Raw genomic sequence first — 20,190 nt, 5'->3', positions numbered from 1 at the left:
AAGAGCTGCCCGGGCCAGGGAACTTGTGCGTCGGTCCGGGTGGTCAGACGTCCAGCTGGTCGGCGACCGCGCGGAGCATGCCCGCGATCTTGTGGCCGTGCGCCTTGTCCGGGTACCGGCCGCGCTCCAGCTGCTGGGAGACGCCGTCGAGCAGCGTCGTGAGGTCCTGCACGATGGACGCCAGCTCGTCCGGCTTGCGGCGCTGGGCGGCGGCCACCGACGGCGCCGGGTCCAGCAGCGTCAGCGACAGCGCCTGGTCCCCGCGCTGGCCCGCCACCACGCCGAACTCCACCCGCTGGCCCGGCTTCAGCACCGTGACGCCGCTGGGCAGCACCGAGGAGTGCACGAAGACGTCGCCGCCGTCGTCGCGGGACAGGAAGCCGAAGCCCTTTTCGCTGTTGAACCACTTGACCTTGCCGGTAGGCACGTGTCGTCCTCGTCCTCGTCCTGGGGTGGGCAGCCGGGGCGCGGCAGGCGGCGTCCGGCTCTCGAAACAGCACTCCGGCGGGCCCGCGAGCCCGCCGTACCCAAGATTAATCTCCCCCCGCCCGGTGACAAGATGCCAGCGGACAGTAAGCGACAGCCGCCGCCGTGCCGATTCTCCCGCGTCCTACCCTGGACGGGTGGCCACTACACCTGCACCCCGTTCCGCCCCTGCTGCCTCCGCTGCCGTCACCGGCACCGGCGCCTCCTCCGGCGACGGTGCCGGCAACGACCGTCAGCCCGGGGACGCGCTGGTCCGCGTCGGCGGCGTCGTCTTCGCCGTCGGCGCGCTGGCGACGGCGATCACGTTCGTGCCGTTCTTCCTCGGCACCGACCCGTTCCCGGCCTACGCCTATGTGCTGTCCATGCTCATGGGCGCTGGCTTCGCGCTCGCCGGGGCCGGGTTCTGGCGCTCGGTGCGGGCCCAGCGGCGCGCGGCGCGGGCTCAGGCAGCGGCGCCCCCGGCGGCGTCCCCCGCGGCGCGGGCCGGTGAGTAACCAGCCAGCCACTCGGTGAACCGGGTGAGGTCGTCCAGCACGACGTCGGCGCCCTCCGCGTGCAGCTCGTCCGGCGCACACGGGCCTGTGGCGACGGCGACCGCGAGCGCACCGGCCGCGCGGGCGCCGCGCACGTCCCCGGTGTGGTCGCCGACGTAGACGTGCGCGGTGTGCTCGCGCAGCGCCTCGCCCTTGGCCTCCGCCCACAGCCAGCCGTGCAGCACGTCCGGCTCCAGCCCCAGGTGCTCCAGGTGCAGCCGGGCGTTGCCCTCGTGCTTGGCGGTGACGACGAGCGAGCGCCCGCCCGCCGCGCGCACCGCGTCCAGGGCCGCGTGCGCCCCGGGCATCGCCAGCGTCGGCGTGATCGCGTGCTCGACGTACAGCTCCCGGTACCGGTCGGCCACGGCGGGCAGCTCCGCCTCGGTGAACCAGTACGCCAGCTCCTGTTCCAGCGGCGGGCCCAGCCGGGTGACGGCCAGGGCGCTGTCGATGAACACGCCGGTCTCGGCGGCGAGCGCGTCGTAGGTGGCGGCGATTCCGGGGCGGGAGTCGATGAGCGTCATGTCGAGGTCGAAGCCGACGGTGAGCTCGGGTATGGCGGGCATGCGGGCCATTGTCGCAGCCACCGGTACGCGGGCTCCGGCTCCTCCCCGGGTACGCGGCGGCCCCTACCCTGCACCGGGTTCCCCGCGCCCCCGGGGGGGTTCGCTACGCCTCCCCCGGCGACGGCTCCGCCAGCTCGGCGGCGCCGGTCACCCGGTGCAGGGCGAAGGTGCGCACCTCGTCGGCGGTGTGGTCGTAGGCGGTGACGAAGCCGCCCTCGACGCGTACCGGGGCGATGACGCGCTGGCTGGCGGCGCCGTCGGCGTTGACGTACCCCATCCACACCGGCGTGCCGGTGAGCACCGCCGACTGCATGGTGGCCAGGGTGTCCGCCGACGTGGTGCGCGGCAGCTCGCCGGGCGGCGCGGCGGCGGGGCGCGCGGGGCGGTGGGGCGCGGTGGCGGCCAGGTCACCGGCGCGGATGGCCCGGACGGCGGCGGCCAGCAGCGTGTCATCAGGACGCGGCGGCCCCTCCGGGACGGGTTCGGGCGCGGTGCGCGGCGGGGTGCGGTGGGCGTCGGCGCGGGCGATGAGCACGTCTCCGTCGGCGGACTCGGCGGCCGGGGCGTACCCCATGTCGCGCAGCCGGGCCAGCAGCTCGGCGGGGTCGGCCGGGGACGCGAGCACAGTGGGCGCGAGCAGGCGCAGCCGCAGGGGCGCCGAGCGCTTGTCGGCCAGGATCTCGGCGAGCAGGGCGTCGTCGTCGCAGCGCAGGTAGGCCGACGCCGCGCCCACCCGCAGCGTGCCGTGCCGCCGGGCGACGTCGTCGATCAGGTACGTCAGCGGTTGCGGCACCGGGGTGCGGGAGTGGGCGGCGAGGAAGGCGTGCAGGTCGGCGGCGCCGCGCCCGGCGTCCAGCGCGCGGCGCACCGAGCCGGGTGTGAACCGGTAGACCGTCGCGCCGCCCTTGGACTCGACGTCGGCGAGCACGCCCAGGGTGTCGGCCAGTGGCCGTTGCAGCGGGCCGGGGGCGACGGCGGTGAGGTCGGCCTGGAGCAGCACGTGGTCCAGCGGTTCGGGCAGCAGCGGCGCGAGCTGGGCCGCCGCGTGCCCGAGCGCGGTGGCCGTCTGTGCCGAGGTGCGCGCCGTCAGCGCCGGGCGCAGGTAGCTGGCCAGCGCGCCGCGTCCGGTGACGCCCAGCAGTTCGGCCTCGGTGAGCGTGGCCGCGCACAGGGTGGCGCGCAGCTCGTCGGCGCTGCGCAGGGGGCGTTCCCAGCGCAGCCGGGCGAGCACGTCCGCCGGGTCGGGGACGCCGCCTTCCGGCAGCGCGGCCAGCAGCTCCAGCACGCGGTGGCGCAGCACGGGCGCGGCGGTGCGGTCCAGGCCCGGGCCGAGCGCGGCGAGCGCGCGGCCCTTGCCGTCGCGGGTTCCGGCGAGCCCGGGGACGCGGGTGGCGGGCAGCCAGGCGGCGATGAGCGCCGCCCAGCGCTGCTGCGGCGACAGCTCCAGCCAGGCGTCGGCCTGTGGGGTGGGCGCGTACCGCTCGTCGGTCTCGCCGTCGGAGGCGACCAGGCCCGCGGCGTAGGCCAGCTCGATCCAGAACGCGGCGACGGGTTCGGGCAGGTCCAGGCTGACGGCGGTGCGCTTGAGGTCGCGCACGCCCAGCCCGCCCGCGCGCAGTACGGGTGGCGGCGCCGCGCCCCAGGCGTCCAGCAGTTCGGTGACGGTGCCGAGCGCGGTCAGCACCTGCCCGGCCGCCGTCGCGTCCACGGTGCCCGGGTCGTGCTCGCGACGCGGGGTGACGGGTGGCGGGGCGGGTTCCAGCTCGCGGTGGGCCCGGCCGCCGCGCAGGTGCAGCGCCACCTCGCGGGGCAGGACGACGGTGCGCCCGCCCGAGGGCAGCAGCAGGCCACGGTCCAGCAGCCAGCGCACCGGGGGTGCGGCCGGGGCGCCGCCGCTCGCCGAGCCGGTGCCGCCGCCGTTCACCGTGCCCGAGCCGGTGCCCGAGCCGGTGCCCGTGCCCGTGCCCGTGCCCGTGCCGCCGAGGGTGCCGTAGGGCGGCCCCCAGGTCAGTTTGGCCAGCACCTCGCGGGCGGCGTCCGGGGCCTGCGCGAGCAGCGCGGACAGCCGCTCGGCGTCGGTGAACAGGCCGGTGAGCTCGGACAGGGCGCTGACCGGGTCGTGCGTGGGGGGCAGCCCGGCGGTGGCCAGCAGCTCCTGGAGGCGGCCCGGGGACATGCCGGACGCCGCCTCCGCGAGCGTCGGCCCGAGCCCGGTGGGCGACGGGGCGGACGCCGAGGGCGTCAGCAGCTCGCGCACGGTGCGCACCAGGCGCAACTGCTCGTCCGGGCCCCACACCAGGGCCCGCTCGCGCAGGGCGGCCAGCGCGCCGGGCAGCGCCTCCTCGCCGCCGGGCAGCAGGGCGGCCAGCTCGGCGCGGGGGCACGGGTCGGGGGCGATGGCCAGGGCCTGCGCGGTCTGGAGGGTGAAGCGGTCCAGACGCTCGACGGCGCGGGCGGCGGAGGCGCGGGTCGCGGCGCGGGTGGCGAGCTGGGTGAGGTCGCCGGGGACGGGCGTGAGCAGGTCCGGGCGGGCCCGCAGCAGCGCGCCGAGCGCGTCGTCGGGCCTGCCGCGCAGCTCGTCGGCCAGGGTGCGGGGGGCACCATTCTCACGGGTCATCCGGTCAACGGTACCGGGGGCGCGCGGCGGGGTACGGTCTTTCGCGTGGGGAACGAGAGCGAGAAACTCGTCTTCGACTATCTGAGCCGGGTCGGTGACCTGGCGCACCGCACGACGCTGACGGCCGCCGAACGGGCCCGTCTCGTCGGGGAGTTGCGTGCCGGGATCGAACGGCTGCGGGCGGAGGGCAGCGCGGAGTCGGCCGCCGAGGTGCGGCGCGTCCTGAACCGCTTCGGGCGGCCCGAGGACGTCGTCGCGGCGGCGGACACCGGGGGCGGCGTGCCCCAGCCCCGGCCCGCGGAGCCGTCCGCGTCCGGCCGGGGCGTGCGGGGGCGGCGGCCAGCGCCCCCGCCTGCCCCGCCCACCCCGCCCGGGCCGACCCCGCCGCACTTGGTGGGCCTGGACGAGCTGCCGCCCGAGGCCGCCGATCCGCGCTGGTGGGAGGGCGATGGCCCGTCCCCGACGGTCCAGGCCAGCGGAGGCCACGTCGAGGGCTTCGTCGGCGGCATCGAGATCCCGGAGATGCTGGTGCCGCCCACCGGGGACGGGGAAACGCCGACGCTGGTCCCCGAGCAGGTGGCGCGCGGCGGCCCGGAGCAGGGGGCGCACGGGGCGGCGGAGCCGTCGGCTCCGGCGGTGGAGGCGGCCGGTGCGGCCGCCGCCGCACCGGCCGGGCGGTTCGCGCGGTGGCGGCGCGGGCTGCTGGCCGGGGCCGCCACCAGCGCGGGAACGGCGTCCGGCGTCGCCCGGGCCGGTGGCCCCGTGGAGCTGGTGGCGGCGCTTGCCCTGCTGGCCGGGGCCGTGCTCGGCTCGCTGCCCGCGCTCGCTGTCGGCTGGCTGCTGGCGTGGTGGTCGCCCCGGCTGCCGGTGACCGAGCGCAAGTGGGCCGTCCTGGGCATGCCGGGCCTGGTGGGCGGGGCGGTGCTGGTGTGGCTGTGGGGGCGCGCGGGGGGCCGCTGGGGGGAGCCGATCGCGTCCGGCGGGCTGCGCGAGGTGCTGGACGGCACCTACCCGTGGGCGGTCCGCGCGGCGGCCGTCGCCTCCGGCGCGTTCCTCCTGTGGCGGGCCCGCCGCCCGGCGGGCGGCTGAGCGGCGGGCGGCTGAGCGGCGGGCGGCAGCCGGGTGGTCAGTCGCCCGCCCAGGCCAGTTCCTCGGAATCACCGGACTTGTCCCAGGTGAGGGTGAGGGACTCGCCGTCGCCGGACTTCTCCGCCGTCGCGGTGAACACCTCCTCGTCCTCGTCCAGGCCGCAGGAGAAGGCCATGCGGTAGGACGCGTCCTTGGCGTAGCCGAGGCCGGTGCACATGCCCTTGTCCCCGAAGTCGAGGTAGAACAAGGTGTTCTTGCCGGCCTGCTCTCCGGTCCTGAACTCCTCGCCGATGGTCAGGGACTGCGGCTCGTCCGACTTCCAGGTGCCGACCCACACGTCGTCGGCCGGGGCCGGGCCGGGGTCGGGGCCGGAGCGGTCGGGCTCGTCGGTCCGGTCGCCGCCGTAGTCGAGGTCGTCGTCGATGCCGGGAGCGGAGCCGGTCGGCTCGGACGTCGGGGCGTCGGTGTCCCCGGACTCGCTCGGCTCGGGGCTGGAGCTGGCCTCGGCCACGTCCGCGCGGTCATCGTCGCCGTCCCCGCTGGAGACGGCGAAGAAGATGCCGCCGCCGATCAGCAGCACGGCGCCCGCCGAACCACCGATGATCGCCGCCAGTTTGCCCTTCGACCAGCCGCTGGGCGGCGGGCCGGGGGGTGGCGGGAAACCGCCGTACGGGCCGGAGGCGTACGGGTTCGGCTGCCCGTACGGCTGCGGTGCGGCGTACGGGTGGGGCTCGCCCTGCGGCTGCGCCGGGTATCCGTACTGCGGCCCACCGGGCGGCACCGGCGGCTGGTACGGGCCCTGCGGGGGCTGCGGCGGCTGGCCGGGTGGCTGGTTCATCGGGCGTCACCTCGGGAGCGGGCCCGGTGGCAGCGCGGCCTCTCCCGCTCGTCCCGGTGAACACGTCCCCCCGGAAAGGCCCCCGCTACCGCGGACCCGCCACGTCGTCTTCAGTCCACAGCAAGCGAGCGGGTGCCCCCACATCATCCCCCACCGGCGCCTCCCGCACTCCACCGGCCCACCCCGAGCAGCCGAGCCCCGCGCCCAGGCCCGTCGCACGGCCGCCGGGGCCGCGGCGGCGCGCGGGGCCCAGCGTGTGTCCGGCCCTACTCCAGCAGCCCCCGGGCGACGGAGCCCAGCGTGCTGGAGCGGGTCCAGGCGCGGGTGGTGAGGGCGGCGACGGCGGTACCGGTGGCGGGGCGGAAGCCGAGGAACGCCTCCTGGCCCGGCGTCGCCCCGGGGTGGAAGTACACGGGGTCCGCACCGTCACCGTCGTGGAACCAGGTCAGGGTGTGCGCCTGCCGGTGCCGCACCCCGCGTACGAGCACCGGGGTCCGCACGGTGTGCAGCGCACCGCCCAGTGGGGTGCGCGCGGGCGTGAGGTGGGCTTCCAGGTAGGTGAGGAGGTCGCCCGGGGTGGCGCGGACGGCTCCGGCGGGCGCGAACCCGGTCATGCGCAGCGGGGGCAGGGGCGTGCCGTCGCGGCGGTGGCCGGTGGCGTCGCGCCCGGGCACGCCGGGATGGAGCCCGGTGTCGCACAGGGCGAGCGGGGTGAGGACGCGGTCGGTGAGCAGGTCGGCGTAGGTGGTCCGGCACGTGTGGGCGAGGGTCTGGCCGAGCAGGGCGCCGCCGAAGTTGGAGTAGCGCCAGCGCGTGCCGGGCCGGTGCCGGGGCCGGTGCCGGGCGAACGCGGCGAGCAGGGCGCCGGTGTCGTAGTGGGCGTAGGGGTTGGTGTGCCAGGCGGGAAGGGCCTGCCTCCAGTAGGCGGGGTCGTGGGGCAGCCGGGGCAGGCCGGAGGTGTGGGTGGCGAGGTGGGCGAGGGTGGCGGCGCCGGGGTGGGACCGGTGGGGCAGCGTGTGGGGTGGCCGGCGCGCGCGCAGCGGGTCGCGCGGCCCTGCGCGCCCCGCGTCCGGCCGTACGCCGGGGGGCAGGTGGGCGCGCACCGGGTCGTGCGGGCTGACGCGGCCGGTGTGCGCCAGTGCGGCGAGCAGCAGCACGGTGAACGTCTTGGACGCGGAGCCGATCTCGTAGCGCTGGTGGGTGCGGCCCTCGGGGGGCTCGGGGGCGGTGCCGCCGGTCGCGATCAGCCGCTGGCCCTCCCGGCTGAAGGCGATGACGACGTCCGGTCCGGCCACCTCGCGCGCCGCTTCCCGCACGCGCCTCGCCCAGGCCGTCACCGAGTACCCGCCGCCAGCCCGGACAGGGCGCGGGAGGTGGCCATGGTGGAGGCGAACGCGGCCACCAGCGTGGGGTGGTGGACGAGGTCGAACAGCTCGGCGGGGTCGTCCAGTGCGGGCATCCGGCCCTCGACGGGCATGGCGCCGCTGGGGTGCTGGGCGGCGGCGTAGCGCTCCCACACGCCCGGGTCGAGTGCCGGTTCGGGCAGGCAGGCGTCCACGGCGAGGAGTTCACCGAGGAGGTCCCAGTGGGCGGCGTCGGCCCAGTCCTCCAGCCAGGCGGGCAGCCACTGGGCGAGGTAGGCGGCCAGGTCGGGGGGCAGCCCGTCGGGGCGGGCGCCCCAGCGGGTGAGGTGGAAGACGGTGTGGGTGACGTCGTAGCCGATGTGGAAGCCGAGCGTCCAGGGTTCGGGGGTGCGGCCGAGCCAGGTGCGCGCGGTGGCCTCGGCGAGGTCCGTGGACGGCGGCAGCCCGGCGCGTTCCTCGGTGACGGCGAGTCCGAGCCGCCGTACCGGCAGCATCTCCAGCGCCTGCCAGCTGGTGAGCTGGCGGGAGAGCGCGGCGGCCTGTTCGACGTCGGGATTGCGGTAGCCGAGTTCCCGGAACGGGGTGTGGAACTCCAGCGGCATCGGGCTCAGCGGCTCCTCGCGCTGCATGCGCGCGAGCGCGGTGCCGCCGTCCAGCACCTCGCGCCAGGCGAAGTCGAGCAGCTGCCGGACGAGCGCGGCCTGGCGGCTGCCCGCGACGCCTTCGCGCAGCAGCGCGGCGCCGATGGTGGCCAGCTCGCCGACGGGTTTGAGCCGGGCCCGGTCCTCGGCGTCCTGCGGCCGCTCGCGCAACCGGAACTGGTCGCGGTGCGCGGACAGCCACTCCAGGGCGCCGACGCCGACGTCGTGCAGCAGTTGGGTGCGGATCACCGGGCTCCTCCCACGGTCTGGGGTGGTGCGGGGACGCGGCCGAGGGCGAGCGCGGAGGCGAACGCGGCGACCAGCGTGGGGTGGTAGGCGCGCCGGAAGCCGGACGCGTCGGCGGCCGGTGCGGCGGGGGGCGGGCCGTGCTCCACGAACCGCCCGTCGGGCGCCTGCGCGGCGGCGTAGGCGCGCCACTCCGGCCCGGCGGGCAGCGGCTCGGGCAGGCAGGCGGAGACGGCCAGCAGCTCCCCGGCCAGATCCCACAGCCGCTCCTCCAGGCAGGTGCCGAGCCAGGCGGGCAGCCACGCGGTGAGGTAGTCGGCGGTGTCGGCGGGCAGCGCGCCGGGGTCGGTACCCCAGCCGGTGACGTGGAAGACGTGGTGCGTCGCCGCGTATCCGGCGGCGCGTTCGAACGCCCAGGGTTCGGGCAGCCCGCCGAGCCAGGTCTGGGCGGTGACGGACGCGGGCGGGCGGTGCGGGGGCAGGCCGAGCCGGTGTTCGGCGCCCAGCACCGCGAGCGTGCGGGTCGGCTCGCGCTCTCCGGCGCGCCAGCCCCGGGTGGCGGTGGCGACGCGCGCGAAGTCCTCGAACCCGGGGTGCCGGAACCCGGCGTCGGTGAACCCGGCGTACAGCTCCAGCGGGTAGGTGGCGTGCGGCTCGGCGTGGGCCAGGGCGTGGAAGAGGGCGCCGTCGCCGCTGGCTGACCAGGCGAAGTCCAGCAGGGCGCGGGCGGTGGCGTGGGCCGGGTCGGCGGGCTCGGTGCGGCGCGCGACGGCGGCCATGAGCTGGCCCAGCTCGCCGAGCGGCTTGACGGTGGTGTTCGGGTCGGCGCGCTCGGCGGCGTCCGGTGGTGGCCGGAACCGCTCGCGCTGGTCCGCCAGCCAGCCCAGTGCGCGGTGCAGCACGCCCTTCGCGGGGTGCTCACCTCTCGGGGGCTCGCCCGCGCCGTTCCTCCCCGGCTCGCTCGCGCCGGGGCTTAGCGCCGCGCCCACCCCGGGAAGCCCCGGCTCGCTCACCCCGCGCTCCCCAGCAGCGTCTGGGCGGCGCGTACGTTCAGCGCTACCCGGGCGTCCGCCATGCCGCCGAGGTGGTGCACGAAGGCGAGCCCGCTGGCCAGGCCCAGCGTCGGTGGTACGCCGGGGACGAGCGCGAGCCAGCGGCCGAGCCCGGCGGCCTGCGCCCAGTCGCGGCGGCGCACGGCGCGCACGAAACCACGGCCCAGATCGACGGGGCGCTTGGCGGCGGCGGTGGCCAGCGCGGAGTCCACGCCGGGCAGCGCGAGCGAGGCGAGCTGGGACATGCGGAACGCCAGCCGGGGCCACGGCTCCCCGGCGGTCCACTCGGCGTCGGGCGCGGTGGCGGGCACACCGTCGCCGGTGAGGGCGCGCAGGGCGGCATCCAGGCCCCAGTGGCTCCAGGCGGTGGCGGCGGTGGCGTCGGCGCCGGGCGGGTAGGCGTCGCGGGCGGCGGCGGCGAGGGCGACGTCGTCCGGGTCGGGCGGGGTGCCGTGCAGCAGGGCGGGCGCGAGGGCGTCGGCCCCGAGCACGCGGACGCAGGCGACGAGCACCGGATCGTCCGGCGCCCGCCCGGTGGCGGCGGCCAGCGAGCCGGGCACGGCGGCGGGGCCGACCGGAGCGGCACCCGCACCCGGCGTGGACGGCCCGCCGGCCGGAGCGGCTCCGGCGCCCGGCGTGGACGAGCGGTTGCCCCCACCCGCGAGGGCGGAGGCAACGGCTGAAGCGACGTTCTGGACCGCGTCCGGCAGGCCGGAGGCGGCCCCGGTGGCTTCGTTCACGAGCCTGGGGTCACCCCTTCTTCGGCCGCGGCGGCGGGGGTGCGAGCAGGACCGCGCCGGCGAGGAGCAGCAGGGCCGCGCACTCGCTGGAGTCGCGGTAGACGCCCTCGGCCTCGGCCGGGTTCAGCAGCGCGTCCACGTCCTGGGTCAGCGCCTCACGCGTCGCCGGGGTGGCGGTCGGTTCGTTGAGCGGGAGCATAGGATCAACCTCTTCCCTGTACTTCACTTATGTCCCATAAGAACCTTCTCTCCCATTAAAGGTGTATATGACACATTCGCAACCCGGGGGCGGGATGCGGGACCATGGAGCGCGGCGGGCGCGCGTCAGGCGTCCGCCGTACCGGATGCGTGGAGGCCCGTTTGTCCTGCCTGATCGTCCAGAGCGACAAGACGCTCCTGCTCGAAGTGGACCACGAGCGGGCTGAGGCGTGCCGTCGTGCCATCGCCCCGTTCGCGGAGCTGGAGCGGGCACCCGAGCACATCCACACCTACCGGGTCACTCCCCTCGGCCTGTGGAACGCGCGGGCCGCCGGGCACGACGCCGAGCAGGTCGTGGACGCGCTGGTCACCTACTCGCGCTACCCCGTGCCGCACTCGCTGCTGGTCGATGTCGCGGACACCATGGACCGCTACGGCCGCCTCACCCTCAGCAAGCACCCCGCGCACGGCCTGGTACTCCAGACCACCGACCGCCCGGTGCTGGAAGAGGTGCTGCGCTCCAAGCGGATCACGCCCCTGGTCGGTGCCCGGATCGACGCCGACACCGTCGCCGTCCACCCCTCCGAGCGCGGGCAGATCAAACAGGCGCTGCTCAAGCTGGGCTGGCCCGCCGAAGACCTCGCCGGGTACATCGACGGGGAGGCCCACCCCATCGACCTGCGCGAGGACGGCTGGGCGCTGCGCCCCTACCAGCGCCAGGCCGTGGACGGCTTCTGGCACGGCGGCTCCGGCGTCGTCGTCCTGCCCTGCGGTGCGGGCAAGACGCTGGTCGGCGCGGGCGCGATGGCCGAGGCCAGGGCGACGACGCTGATCCTGGTCACCAACACCGTCTCCGCGCGGCAGTGGAAGCACGAGCTGGTGCGCCGCACCTCGCTGACCGAGGACGAGATCGGCGAGTACAGCGGCACGAAGAAGGAGATCCGCCCCGTCACCATCGCCACCTACCAGGTGCTGACGACTAAGCGGAAGGGCATCTACCCGCACCTGGAGCTGTTCGACTCCCGGGACTGGGGCCTGATCGTCTACGACGAGGTGCACCTGCTGCCCGCGCCCGTCTTCAAGTTCACCGCCGACCTCCAGGCCCGCCGCCGCCTGGGTCTGACGGCGACGCTGGTGCGCGAGGACGGCCGCGAGTCCGACGTCTTCTCCCTCATCGGCCCCAAGCGGTTCGACGCCCCGTGGAAGGAGATCGAGGCGCAGGGCTACATCGCCCCGGCGGACTGCGTCGAGGTCCGCGTCACCCTCGGTGAGTCCGAGCGGCTGGCGTACGCGACGGCCGAGACGGAGGAGAAGTACCGCTTCTGCGCCACCACCCCCTCGAAGCTGGCCGTGGCCGAATCCCTGGTCCGCCGCCACCGGGGCGACCAGACCCTCGTCATCGGCCAGTACATCGACCAGCTCGACGAGCTCGGCGAACGCCTCGGCGCACCCGTCATCAAGGGCGAGACGTCCAACGCCCAGCGCGAGAAGCTGTTCGACGCCTTCCGCGCCGGGGAGCTGTCGGTGCTGGTCGTCTCCAAGGTCGCCAACTTCTCCATCGACCTGCCCGAGGCGACCGTCGCCATCCAGGTGTCCGGCACGTTCGGCTCGCGCCAGGAGGAGGCCCAGCGGCTCGGCCGCGTCCTGCGCCCCAAAGCCGACGGCCACGAGGCCCGCTTCTACTCCGTCGTCGCCCGCGACACCGTGGACCAGGACTTCGCCGCCCACCGTCAGCGCTTCCTGGCCGAACAGGGCTACGCGTACCGCATCATCGACGCCACCGACCTCCCCGAAGAGGCCACGTAACGCCACGCCAGTGTGCGTGTACACGTTCACGTGTACACTAACGTCATGGATCCCAACGTTTCCGTTCGTGAGGCCCGAGCGCGTCTGGCGGACATTCTGGATGCCGCCGCGGCCGGAGAGCCGACAGTCATCACCCGCGGCGGTGAACCAGTTGCGGCAGTCGTGTCCATGGACGACTACAACGCACTGGAAAACGCGGCTGACGAGCTGCTGGCTCGGGAAGCCGACAAGATCCTGGAGGAGGAGAGGGGTCAGCCAACCCATAGCATGGCGGAGGTGTTGGCCGATATCTTCGACGAGCCAACGCACGGACACGCCGCGTGAAGTACGCGTTCCGCTTCACCACTGCCGCTCGCAGGCAGCTGCGAGCGCTGGACAGTGATGTCGCCATGCGCATCCTGCATGCGCTCACGCCCCTCGGGGATGACCCCTATCGTTCCGATGCGAGCGTGACCAAGCTGGCGGGGCGAGACCACACTTACCGCCTCCGCGTGGGCAGACACCGAGTGGTCTACACGATCGACAACGGCGAACTCGTCATCATCGTCGTCGCCGTGGGAAACCGGCGCGACGTGTACCGCAATCTGACCGACTAGCTTCTGCCGTAGCTCAACGGCTGGACGGCGCCACGCTGCGGCACCGCCGTCCAGTCCGCAGCGCCGCTACGCCGACAGCTCACCCGGCAGCGGGGCGGTGTGGACGATGGTGAGGGCGGACACCGCGCGAGTGAGGCAGACGTACAGGCGGCGCAGGCCGGTGCGTTCGTCGGGTTCGCCGTCCACGATCGCGGCGGGCTCGTCCAGCACCACCGAGTCGTACTCCAGGCCCTTGGCGAGCGAGGCGGGGACGAGGGTGAGGCGGGCCTCGGCGGTGGTTTCATCGCCCGGGGCCAGGTACGGCAGCCCGGCGCGGGCGAGGGCCGCCGTCAGCTCCGGCAGGCGGGCGTCGGCGGCGATGAGACCGACGGAGCCCTCCCGGCCGAGCGCGGCCCGGCAGGCGTCCAGCACCCCGGCCGCCAGCTCGGGCACCCGGAGCACGGCGAAGTCGCCCGGTGAGGTGCGCACGGACGTGGCGGGGGCCAGCGTGGGCGCGATGGCGGGCAGGAGGCGCGAGGCGTAGGCGATGACCTCGCGCGGCACCCGGAACCCGCGCGTCAGCTCCTCCACCGCCGCGTCCGGCTTGCCCAGGTGGCGCAGCGCCTCGCTCCAGCTCGCGGTGGCCCACGGTGTGGTGCCCTGCGCGAGGTCGCCGAGCACGGTGGCGGAGCCGGTGGTGCAGCGGCGGCCGACGGCGCGGTACTGCATCGGGGAGAGGTCCTGCGCCTCGTCCAGCACGACGTGGCCGAGCGAGGGCGTGCGCGCGACCAGGTCCATGGCCTCGTCCACCAGCACCGTGTCGGCCACCGTCCACGGTGCCGTCCGCACGCCGCGCGCGGGTTTCGCCCACAGCACGGCCTTCTGCTCCTCGGCGCTCAGCAGCCCCTCGGCGTGGGTGGCGAGGAAGTCGGCGTCGGAGAGCAGGCGCAGCACGAGCCTGGCCGGGTCAACAGGCGGCCAGCACGCTTTCACCGTGGCCTTGACGGCGGTGCTGCGGGCGACGGTGTCCTGTACCCGGTCGTCGGGCGCCTCCCCGGACTGCTCCATCCGCACCAGCACCGCGTGCGCGATCCGCTGCGGCAGCGCCTCGCGGGCGGCGCCGTACCGGATGTCGCGTCCCAGCAACTCCTCTACTATCTCTGCCAGTTCGTAGGCGGGGACGCGCCAGCGCCGGGAGCCGCGCACCACGACGCAGGGTTCGGCCGGCGGCCTCACGTGGGAGCGCAGGGCGCGCCGCAGCACCTCGGCCATGCGGGCGTCACCCTTGACCGTCGCGGCCCGGGCGTCGTCACCGCCGCGCACCGGGACGTGCGCGGTGAGCGCGTCCACCGTGGACTGCCTGACCCGCAACTCGCCCAGCGCGGGCAGCACTTGTTCGATGTAGCGCAGGAAGGAGGCGTTCGGCCCGAGCACCAGCGTGCCGGTGCGCGCGAGCCGCTGCCGGTGCGCGTACAGCAGGTAGGCGACGCGGTGCAGGCCGACCGCCGTCTTGCCGGTGCCGGGCGCGCCCTGCACACACACCGTGCCCTCGACGCCGGTGCGGACGATCGCGTCCTGCTCGGGCTGGATGGTGGCGACGATGTCGCGCATCGGACCCACGCGCGGGCGCTCGATCTCGCGCTGGAGCAGCGCGCTGCCTGCGGCACCCTCGGTGGTGTCCGGTGCCGCCCCGGACAGACGCTCGTCCTCGTACGCGGTCAGCTCGCCGCCGGTGTAGCCGAAGCGGCGGCGCAGGTCCACGCCCTGCGGGTCGCGGCGGGAGGCGCGGTAGAACGGCTGCGAGACGGGCGCGCGCCAGTCGATCACCATCGGCTCCCCGGCGGCGTCGTGCACGTGCCGCCGGCCGATGTAGTAACGCTGCCCGGCGTGATCGGCGGTCTGGCCGGTGTGGCCGCCGGTGTCCTCGCGGTAGTCGAGGCGGCCGAAGAACAGCGGCGTGTCGGCGAGGTCGGCGAGCGCGGCGATGCGCGCGTCCACCTCGGCCTGGAGCACGGCGGCGTTGACCCAGTTGGCGGCGACGTCGGTGAGGTCGAGGGCGGCGACCTCCGCGCGCATCGCGCGGAGCGCGGCACGGGACGCGGCAAGGTGAGCCCGCTCGCGGTCGAGCGGGCCGTGGGCAGGGGCGGGCACGGCGGGGCCTTTCGGATGCGGTCTGCGGCTGCGGGGCGCCGCGCGCACGGTGGGTGCACGGCGGGCGCGGCGCGGAAACGACGACCGGTTCCGACCGGCCGGAATCCTCCCCTGAGCGGACGCCCGGGAGGCGGCAAGACGCGTGAGTGTACCCCCACCTCCCACCCCGGGCGACCGGATTTTCTTGCCGCGACAGTGACACTCGTCCGCGCGAACCAGGCGCAGACGGCCCCACGCCCTGTCGCCCGACGCCGTATACCCCCGGCGGCGTACCGGCGCCAGCCGAGAATGGGTCCTTCGGCCCATGCGCGCGGCGCGTGCGGCTCGCATGCTGGAGGTATGGATACCGCACCCGTCACCCCCACACCGGGCGGGTCGGGTGGCGACCGGTCGCCGCCCGGCGCGGGCCACACCTCGGGCGCCACCGCCGTCAGCCCGGGCCACGCCCACCCCCGGCACCGCCTCGGCAACGCGCTGCGCGCCGTCCGCGTCTACGCCGAGGCGGCCTTCGACGTGGCCGTGCTCGGCGACACCTCCGAGAAGCCCGCCCCCGAGCGCCGCGAACGCTGACGCCGTACCGGTACCGGCTGGCCCGGGGCCGCACGGCGTACGGTCCGTCGCAGCGGCCCTACGCGTCCAGGCTGGCGCGCCAGCGGGCGACCGCGTCCGCCGACACCCGTGCCGTCCAGCCGCCGGGGCGGGCCGCGCCGCCGATGTGGAAGGCGTCGGCGCCCGCCTCCCGCAGGACCGGCACGTGGCCCAGGTGGAGGCCGCCGCCGACCAGGATGCGCGGCTCGTAGCCCACGTCGCCGGACGCCGCCCGGGCGACCTCCGCGCGCAGCACGCCCAGGCCCGCGCCCACTCCTTCCGCCGCGCCCGCCGTCAGCACCGTGTCCAGCCCCGGCAGCTCCGCGATGCCCTTGCGCAGGGCCGCGCGGTCCGTGGCGTGGTCCAGTGCCCGGTGAAACGTCCACGGGCACCCGTCCAGCTCCTCCAGCACCGCGCGCAGAGCGGGCAGGTCGGGGCCGCCGCTCGCGTCGAGGAAGCCGAACACGAACTCCGTGGCGCCCGCCGCCCGCAGCTCCCGCGTCCGGGCGCACAGCGCGGCCCGGGCGCCGGCGTCACCGGCCGCGAAGCCGTCGGAGTTCCGCAGCATCACCCGCACCGGCAGGTGCACGGCGGCACGCACCGCGCGGAAGGTGGCCACCGTCGGGGTGAGGCCGTCCGCCGCCATGTCGGTGACCAGTTCGAGGCGATCGGCCCCGCCCGCCTGCGCCGCCCGTGCGTCGTCCGCGTCGAGCGCGATCACCTCAAGCATTGGTCTAGACATATAGCTTAGCGTGCCACACCCGCTCATGGCTGGCCATCCCCACGAACCTGCCGACCCTGGTCATCCGGCCTCCTTCACTACCCAGCGGGAACGCGCTGCGTAGCACCTGGCCCCGTACGCGTGACCCAGGCGCCGTGCCGAAGGCGCGGGACCGTGTGGAGGGACTGTGCGGCTACAGGAGAGCATGGGCGCGCGCGGCGAGGGCGCGGAGCTCCGGCGTGGTGCGGCCGGACAGCAGCAGCCCGGAGATAAGCGATCGCACCGCAGGGCGGGAGTGAGTCTCCTGGGGTGCTTGGTGTTCGGCGGCAAGTAGCGCGCGTAGGCATTCGTCGCGGCGTCCGCGCTGGGCCAGAGCGGCTGCTACGTCTGTGTAGTAGCGTGCTCGGCGCTCCACACTGGGCAGGCTCTGCGGGGGCAGTGCACGGGCGGCGGTCAGGGCAGCCACCGGGTCGCCCGTGGAGAACTCCGCGGAGATGCGGTGAAGCTGGACTGTGGCGGGGCTGAAGCCTCCACCGTGGTCCCGCAGGACAGTGGTGCCGCCCAGGCTGGTGGCAATGGCGGCAGCCTCCTCCGTCAGCCCCCGCATTCCCTGTCGGTCGCCGCCCCTGGCGGCGCTGTAGGCGGCTGACTGGATCAGCAGGCCGCGTTCGGCGCCACCGCTGCGGGATGCGCGAAGGGCTGGGTGCTCGGCGGCGTTGAGTGCGATCGACAGCGCCTGCTCTTCCCAACCGGCACGCCGCGCGAGCACAGCCAGGCTCCGGGCGGCTTCGGCCACCGTGAGGGGTTGCCCAGCGGCTTCGGCCACCTGGCGTGCACGGTCGGCTGCCATCCAGCCGAGCTGCTGTTCGTCGAGCTTGACGAACATGCGGGTCGCCAGCAGGTAGCTCTGTCCGAGCAAGTCGAGATGACGGCCCTCGGTGTCGGTCCCAAGCGCGTGTCCGGCACGGATCAGGCGGGGCAGCCGGAGGGCAAGGTCAGCGTAGTGGCAGGTGTGGAAGTCGGCATGCGCGCGGGCAAGTTCGGCGGGCAAGTGCTCGGCCCCCGGAAAATCGTGGTCCTGGCCGATGCCGAGCATCGCGTCCCGCAGGCGGCCGAGGAGCAGTTGTCCCACCGGTACGTCCTGGCCCGTGGAGGTTCCCCTCGCGGGGAGCGAGACACCGGCGGTTGTCGCAGCCGAGAGAGCAAGGAACTTCCGTCGCCGCACTGGATCTTCGCCTTCCTCCGCCGAGGTTCGCTCCACCCTAGGCCCGGGAACGCGCGGGTACGCGAGGGCTGGAGCCATCGGGAATCCGTGTCGGGTAGGCGCAGGGGGCGAAGACGCTACGAGTCCGAACACCTTCGGCGGAATGTCGAGCACCTCAGCGAAGCGTCTGAGGACATCGACGTCGGACAGTGGCGAGACGCCTCGCTCGTACCGGGAGACCTGGGAGGCGGAGTAGCCGGTTCGGTCACCGAGGTCAGCGAGTGTCCAGCCTCGGGCCTGGCGCCTTCTGCGAATCAACTCGCCCGGTTTCCCTGCCGGTTCTGCTCGACCTTGCGCTGTGCTGACGTGCATCCACGCCCCCATCGATAGCCGAGGTAGCCCCCATCAACCGTAGACCGGTCCGGTGAGTGGCAGCAGCGGTTTTGCACCACATGCAAGCGGTGTTGCAGACCACGGCAGCGCCCCTGCCGCAGCCTGACCCGGACCTGTGTCCTAGAGCATGCCGAGGCCCGCAGCGGGCGGGCCGACGGGCTTTCACCAAGGAGCGTGAACGCGATGAGCGTACGCAAGAAGGCAGCCGTCATCGGGCTCGGCCACCAGGCCCTTCAGGACCACCTGCCGGGCCTGGCCGACTCCCAGTTCGCCCACCTTGTCGCGGTCTGCGACACGGACGCCGACAAGGTCGCCGCCCTGGCCCGGCAGCACGACGTACCCGGCTTCACCGACACCCGCACCCTGCTGGATGAGGTGCGCCCGGACTTCGCCATCGTCGCGGTACCCCACCACGCCGGACGTGAAGTCATCGCGGCCTGCGCGGCGGGCGGGGTGCACGTGATGAAGGAGAAGCCGTTCGCCACTGGCCCGGCCGAGGCCGCCGCGCTGGTGGCGCTGTGCGACAAGGCAGGCATCGAGCTGATGGTCACGGTGCAGCGCCGCTTCCACCCGGTTTACACCGCCGCGGTGCAGCTGCTGGAACAGGTCGGACAGCCGTACCTGATCGAGGGCCGCTACACCTTCCACTGCTCCGACCCGGCCGCCGGCTGGCGCGGCGATGCATCCCTGGCCGGTGGTGGCGCCTTGATGGACATGGGCTATCACCTGATCGACCTGCTCATCTGGTATGTCGGCCTGTCCGACCGAGTCCTGGCTGGCACCTCCACCGCCGCCCAGCCCGACGCGGACTACGACGCCGAGGACACCGCGCTCGTCCACCTCGTCTACGACCGCGGCCTGTACGGCTCCCTGCTCATCTCCCGCTCCGCAGGGCCGAAGACCGAACAGCTGACGATCACCGGCCCCCGCGGCGCAGTCGTGATCGAGCGGGGACGGGTGCGGCGCCTCGCCCCCGACGGGCAGCTGATCGAGTCCCTGACCCGTGAACCGGCCTGGCCCTCCGCCGCGACCGCGCAGATCGACTGCCTGCCGCGTACTCGACGGCCAGCGGCCCAACCCCTCCGGCCCCGGCACCCACGTGGCGCACGCCGCGTTCCTCGCCGCCGCGTACACCTCCAAGGCTTCCCGCACGCCGACCGACCCGAAGGAGTACCTGCTGTGACCACCTCGCCCCTTGCCCTCTTCGGCGGCCCGCCCGTCATCGACACCCCTGGCCCCCATTTCTGCTGGCCCCCGATCGAGGCCAACGACGTCGCGGCGGTCACTGGCCAGCTGAACTCCGCGGTATCCATCCCCGACCGCTCCGGCGTCGTCGCTGAGCTGGAAGACGCGCTGGCGTCCTTCCTCGGCGTCCGACACGTCGTCACGACGTGCACGGGCACCGCTGCCCTGCACTCGATGTACGCCGCAGTCGGCGTCGGCCCCGGTGACGAGGTGATCGTGCCGACGCTGACGTTCCATGCCACCGCCACCCCGCTCTTCCACCTCGGCGCCCGACCCGTCCTCGCCGAGGTAGACGAGCACGGCCAGCTCGCCCTCGACGATGCCGCTCGCCGCATCACCGCACGCACCAAGGCCATCGTCGCTGTCCACCTATGGGGCCTCCCCGAGAGCATGGAGGCCCTGACCAACTTCAGCGCCCGACACGGCCTGATGCTGCTAGAGGACGGCTCCCACGCCCACGGCGCCACCTGGCGCGGACAGCCGGTCGGGTCCTTCGGCCGCGCCGCGGCCTTCAGCATGAACGGACCCAAGCCGCTGTCCGCCGGGGAGGGCGGATTCGTCGCCACCGACGACACCGAGCTGTACTACCGCGTACTACTGCACGGCCAGTACAACAAGCGGTGCCGCCGCGAGATCCCCACCGACCACGCCCTGGCCCCGTACGCCGTGACCGGCATGGGCCTCAAGCTGCGTATCCACCCGCTAGCGGCCGCGCTGGCGCACGCCCAGCTTCCGCGTCTGAAGGGCTATCTGGCCGGACGAGAAGCCGTTGCCACCCGGATGCGGCGGGCTCTGCGCGGCGTGCCGGGTATCGACGTACCGCACCCGGCGTCCCACGCCGGTCCGGCCTGGTACGCGCTGCCGCTACGCTATGACCCGCCACGGCTCGCCGGACTGCCCGTCGAACGGTTCATCGAGGCCGTCCACGCCGAGGGCGCCAGCGAGATCGAGCTGCCCGGCTCCACCCGCCCCCTCAGCGACCACCAGCTGTTCCGCGCGCCCGGAGCCCTCCTCCCTGGCTACGCTGACCACCGAGCCCCGCCGCCGAAAACTTCGCCACCGCCCGACGCGTGCACGACAGCACGGTGAAACTTCCGGTCTGGCACCGCGGCCACAACCTCCCCCTCGCCGAGGCGT

Annotated in this window: 19 protein-coding genes and 1 pseudogene; 7 read left to right on the top strand and 13 right to left on the bottom strand. The window is 74.9% G+C overall.

Annotated elements, in window-relative coordinates; all coding sequences use genetic code 11:
• Window positions 1-43: 43 nt before the first annotated feature.
• Window positions 44-427, bottom strand: a complete 384-nt coding sequence (locus JJV70_RS16910; protein WP_219048827.1) for a cold-shock protein — start codon at window positions 425-427, stop codon at window positions 44-46.
• Between the two features lie 196 nt (window positions 428-623).
• Between JJV70_RS16910 and JJV70_RS16905 the strand changes: the two genes are divergently transcribed.
• Window positions 624-980: a hypothetical protein gene (locus JJV70_RS16905; protein WP_308294858.1), complete on the top strand. Its 357-nt coding sequence runs from the start codon at window positions 624-626 to the stop codon at window positions 978-980.
• Here JJV70_RS16905 and JJV70_RS16900 read toward each other — a convergent pair.
• Together JJV70_RS16900 and JJV70_RS16895 are read right to left on the bottom strand one after the other, a co-directional pair.
• The gene (locus tag JJV70_RS16900; RefSeq protein WP_219048848.1) at window positions 929-1,594 is read right to left on the bottom strand and encodes an HAD hydrolase-like protein; all 666 of its coding nucleotides are present in this window, start codon (window positions 1,592-1,594) and stop codon (window positions 929-931) included. The genes JJV70_RS16905 and JJV70_RS16900 overlap by 52 nt on opposite strands.
• Window positions 1,595-1,688: 94 nt before the next feature.
• Window positions 1,689-4,202 (bottom strand): helicase C-terminal domain-containing protein, encoded by a 2,514-nt coding sequence (locus JJV70_RS16895; RefSeq protein WP_219048826.1) that lies wholly within the window; start codon window positions 4,200-4,202, stop codon window positions 1,689-1,691.
• 45 nt (window positions 4,203-4,247) lie between these two features.
• Between JJV70_RS16895 and JJV70_RS16890 the strand changes: the two genes are divergently transcribed.
• Window positions 4,248-5,291: a hypothetical protein gene (locus JJV70_RS16890; protein ID WP_219048825.1), complete on the top strand. Its 1,044-nt coding sequence runs from the start codon at window positions 4,248-4,250 to the stop codon at window positions 5,289-5,291.
• Between the two features lie 37 nt (window positions 5,292-5,328).
• Here the strand turns inward: JJV70_RS16890 and JJV70_RS16885 are convergent, their stop codons facing one another.
• From JJV70_RS16885 to JJV70_RS16860, 6 genes are all read right to left on the bottom strand, one after another.
• Window positions 5,329-6,129, bottom strand: coding sequence for a hypothetical protein (locus JJV70_RS16885; protein WP_219048824.1), 801 nt, complete (start codon window positions 6,127-6,129; stop codon window positions 5,329-5,331).
• Window positions 6,130-6,395: 266 nt separating this feature from the next.
• Window positions 6,396-7,445 (bottom strand): serine hydrolase domain-containing protein, encoded by a 1,050-nt coding sequence (locus JJV70_RS16880; protein WP_308294857.1) that lies wholly within the window; start codon window positions 7,443-7,445, stop codon window positions 6,396-6,398.
• Between the two features lie 17 nt (window positions 7,446-7,462).
• On the bottom strand, window positions 7,463-8,383 hold the full coding sequence (locus tag JJV70_RS16875) for a hypothetical protein (RefSeq protein WP_219048822.1): 921 nt from the start codon (window positions 8,381-8,383) through the stop codon (window positions 7,463-7,465).
• A complete protein-coding gene (locus JJV70_RS16870) occupies window positions 8,380-9,393 on the bottom strand; it encodes a hypothetical protein (protein WP_219048821.1) in 1,014 nt (337 codons plus the stop codon). The genes JJV70_RS16875 and JJV70_RS16870 overlap by 4 nt, the downstream gene beginning before the upstream one ends.
• Window positions 9,390-10,172, bottom strand: coding sequence for a hypothetical protein (locus tag JJV70_RS16865; protein ID WP_219048820.1), 783 nt, complete (start codon window positions 10,170-10,172; stop codon window positions 9,390-9,392). The genes JJV70_RS16870 and JJV70_RS16865 overlap by 4 nt, the downstream gene beginning before the upstream one ends.
• A 10-nt stretch (window positions 10,173-10,182) precedes the next feature.
• Window positions 10,183-10,371, bottom strand: a complete 189-nt coding sequence (locus tag JJV70_RS16860) for a hypothetical protein (RefSeq protein ID WP_219048819.1) — start codon at window positions 10,369-10,371, stop codon at window positions 10,183-10,185.
• Between the two features lie 161 nt (window positions 10,372-10,532).
• Here JJV70_RS16860 and JJV70_RS16855 point away from each other — a divergent pair, with 161 nt between their 5' ends.
• Genes JJV70_RS16855 through JJV70_RS16845 form a run of 3 tightly spaced genes read left to right on the top strand, consistent with a single transcriptional unit; the run spans window position 10,533 to window position 12,772 of the window.
• Window positions 10,533-12,176 (top strand): DNA repair helicase XPB, encoded by a 1,644-nt coding sequence (locus tag JJV70_RS16855; RefSeq protein ID WP_219048818.1) that lies wholly within the window; start codon window positions 10,533-10,535, stop codon window positions 12,174-12,176.
• Between the two features lie 45 nt (window positions 12,177-12,221).
• Window positions 12,222-12,500: a type II toxin-antitoxin system Phd/YefM family antitoxin gene (locus JJV70_RS16850; RefSeq protein ID WP_219048817.1), complete on the top strand. Its 279-nt coding sequence runs from the start codon at window positions 12,222-12,224 to the stop codon at window positions 12,498-12,500.
• On the top strand, window positions 12,497-12,772 hold the full coding sequence (locus JJV70_RS16845) for a type II toxin-antitoxin system RelE/ParE family toxin (protein WP_219048816.1): 276 nt from the start codon (window positions 12,497-12,499) through the stop codon (window positions 12,770-12,772). Before JJV70_RS16850 ends, JJV70_RS16845 begins: the two co-directional genes overlap by 4 nt.
• Window positions 12,773-12,838: 66 nt before the next feature.
• Here JJV70_RS16845 and JJV70_RS16840 read toward each other — a convergent pair whose 3' ends face one another.
• Complete coding sequence (locus JJV70_RS16840) at window positions 12,839-14,902, bottom strand: AAA family ATPase (protein ID WP_308294856.1); 2,064 nt, start codon at window positions 14,900-14,902, stop codon at window positions 12,839-12,841.
• 339 nt (window positions 14,903-15,241) lie between these two features.
• Here JJV70_RS16840 and JJV70_RS16835 point away from each other — a divergent pair, with 339 nt between their 5' ends.
• Window positions 15,242-15,472, top strand: coding sequence for a hypothetical protein (locus JJV70_RS16835; RefSeq protein ID WP_257574080.1), 231 nt, complete (start codon window positions 15,242-15,244; stop codon window positions 15,470-15,472).
• 58 nt (window positions 15,473-15,530) lie between these two features.
• Here JJV70_RS16835 and JJV70_RS16830 read toward each other — a convergent pair whose 3' ends face one another.
• From JJV70_RS16830 to JJV70_RS22870, 3 genes and pseudogenes are all read right to left on the bottom strand, one after another.
• Window positions 15,531-16,232 carry a copper homeostasis protein CutC gene (locus tag JJV70_RS16830; protein WP_219048814.1) on the bottom strand — a complete coding sequence of 234 codons (702 nt, stop codon included), beginning with the start codon at window positions 16,230-16,232 and terminating at the stop codon, window positions 15,531-15,533.
• Window positions 16,233-16,404: 172 nt separating this feature from the next.
• Window positions 16,405-17,343, bottom strand: coding sequence for an XRE family transcriptional regulator (locus tag JJV70_RS16825; protein WP_308294862.1), 939 nt, complete (start codon window positions 17,341-17,343; stop codon window positions 16,405-16,407).
• 237 nt (window positions 17,344-17,580) lie between these two features.
• Window positions 17,581-17,787: pseudogene (locus tag JJV70_RS22870) on the bottom strand (helix-turn-helix domain-containing protein); the annotation flags it as partial.
• Between the two features lie 204 nt (window positions 17,788-17,991).
• Here JJV70_RS22870 and JJV70_RS16820 point away from each other — a divergent pair.
• Window positions 17,992-20,142 carry an aminotransferase class I/II-fold pyridoxal phosphate-dependent enzyme gene (locus JJV70_RS16820; RefSeq protein ID WP_219048812.1) on the top strand — a complete coding sequence of 717 codons (2,151 nt, stop codon included), beginning with the start codon at window positions 17,992-17,994 and terminating at the stop codon, window positions 20,140-20,142.
• Window positions 20,143-20,190 lie beyond the last annotated feature (48 nt).

Origin of the sequence: Streptomyces sp. JJ66 (genome assembly GCF_019303495.1) — a bacterium.
In the GTDB taxonomy this organism is placed as follows: domain Bacteria; phylum Actinomycetota; class Actinomycetes; order Streptomycetales; family Streptomycetaceae; genus Streptomyces.
This window is presented reverse-complemented; position numbering and strand designations above follow the sequence as displayed.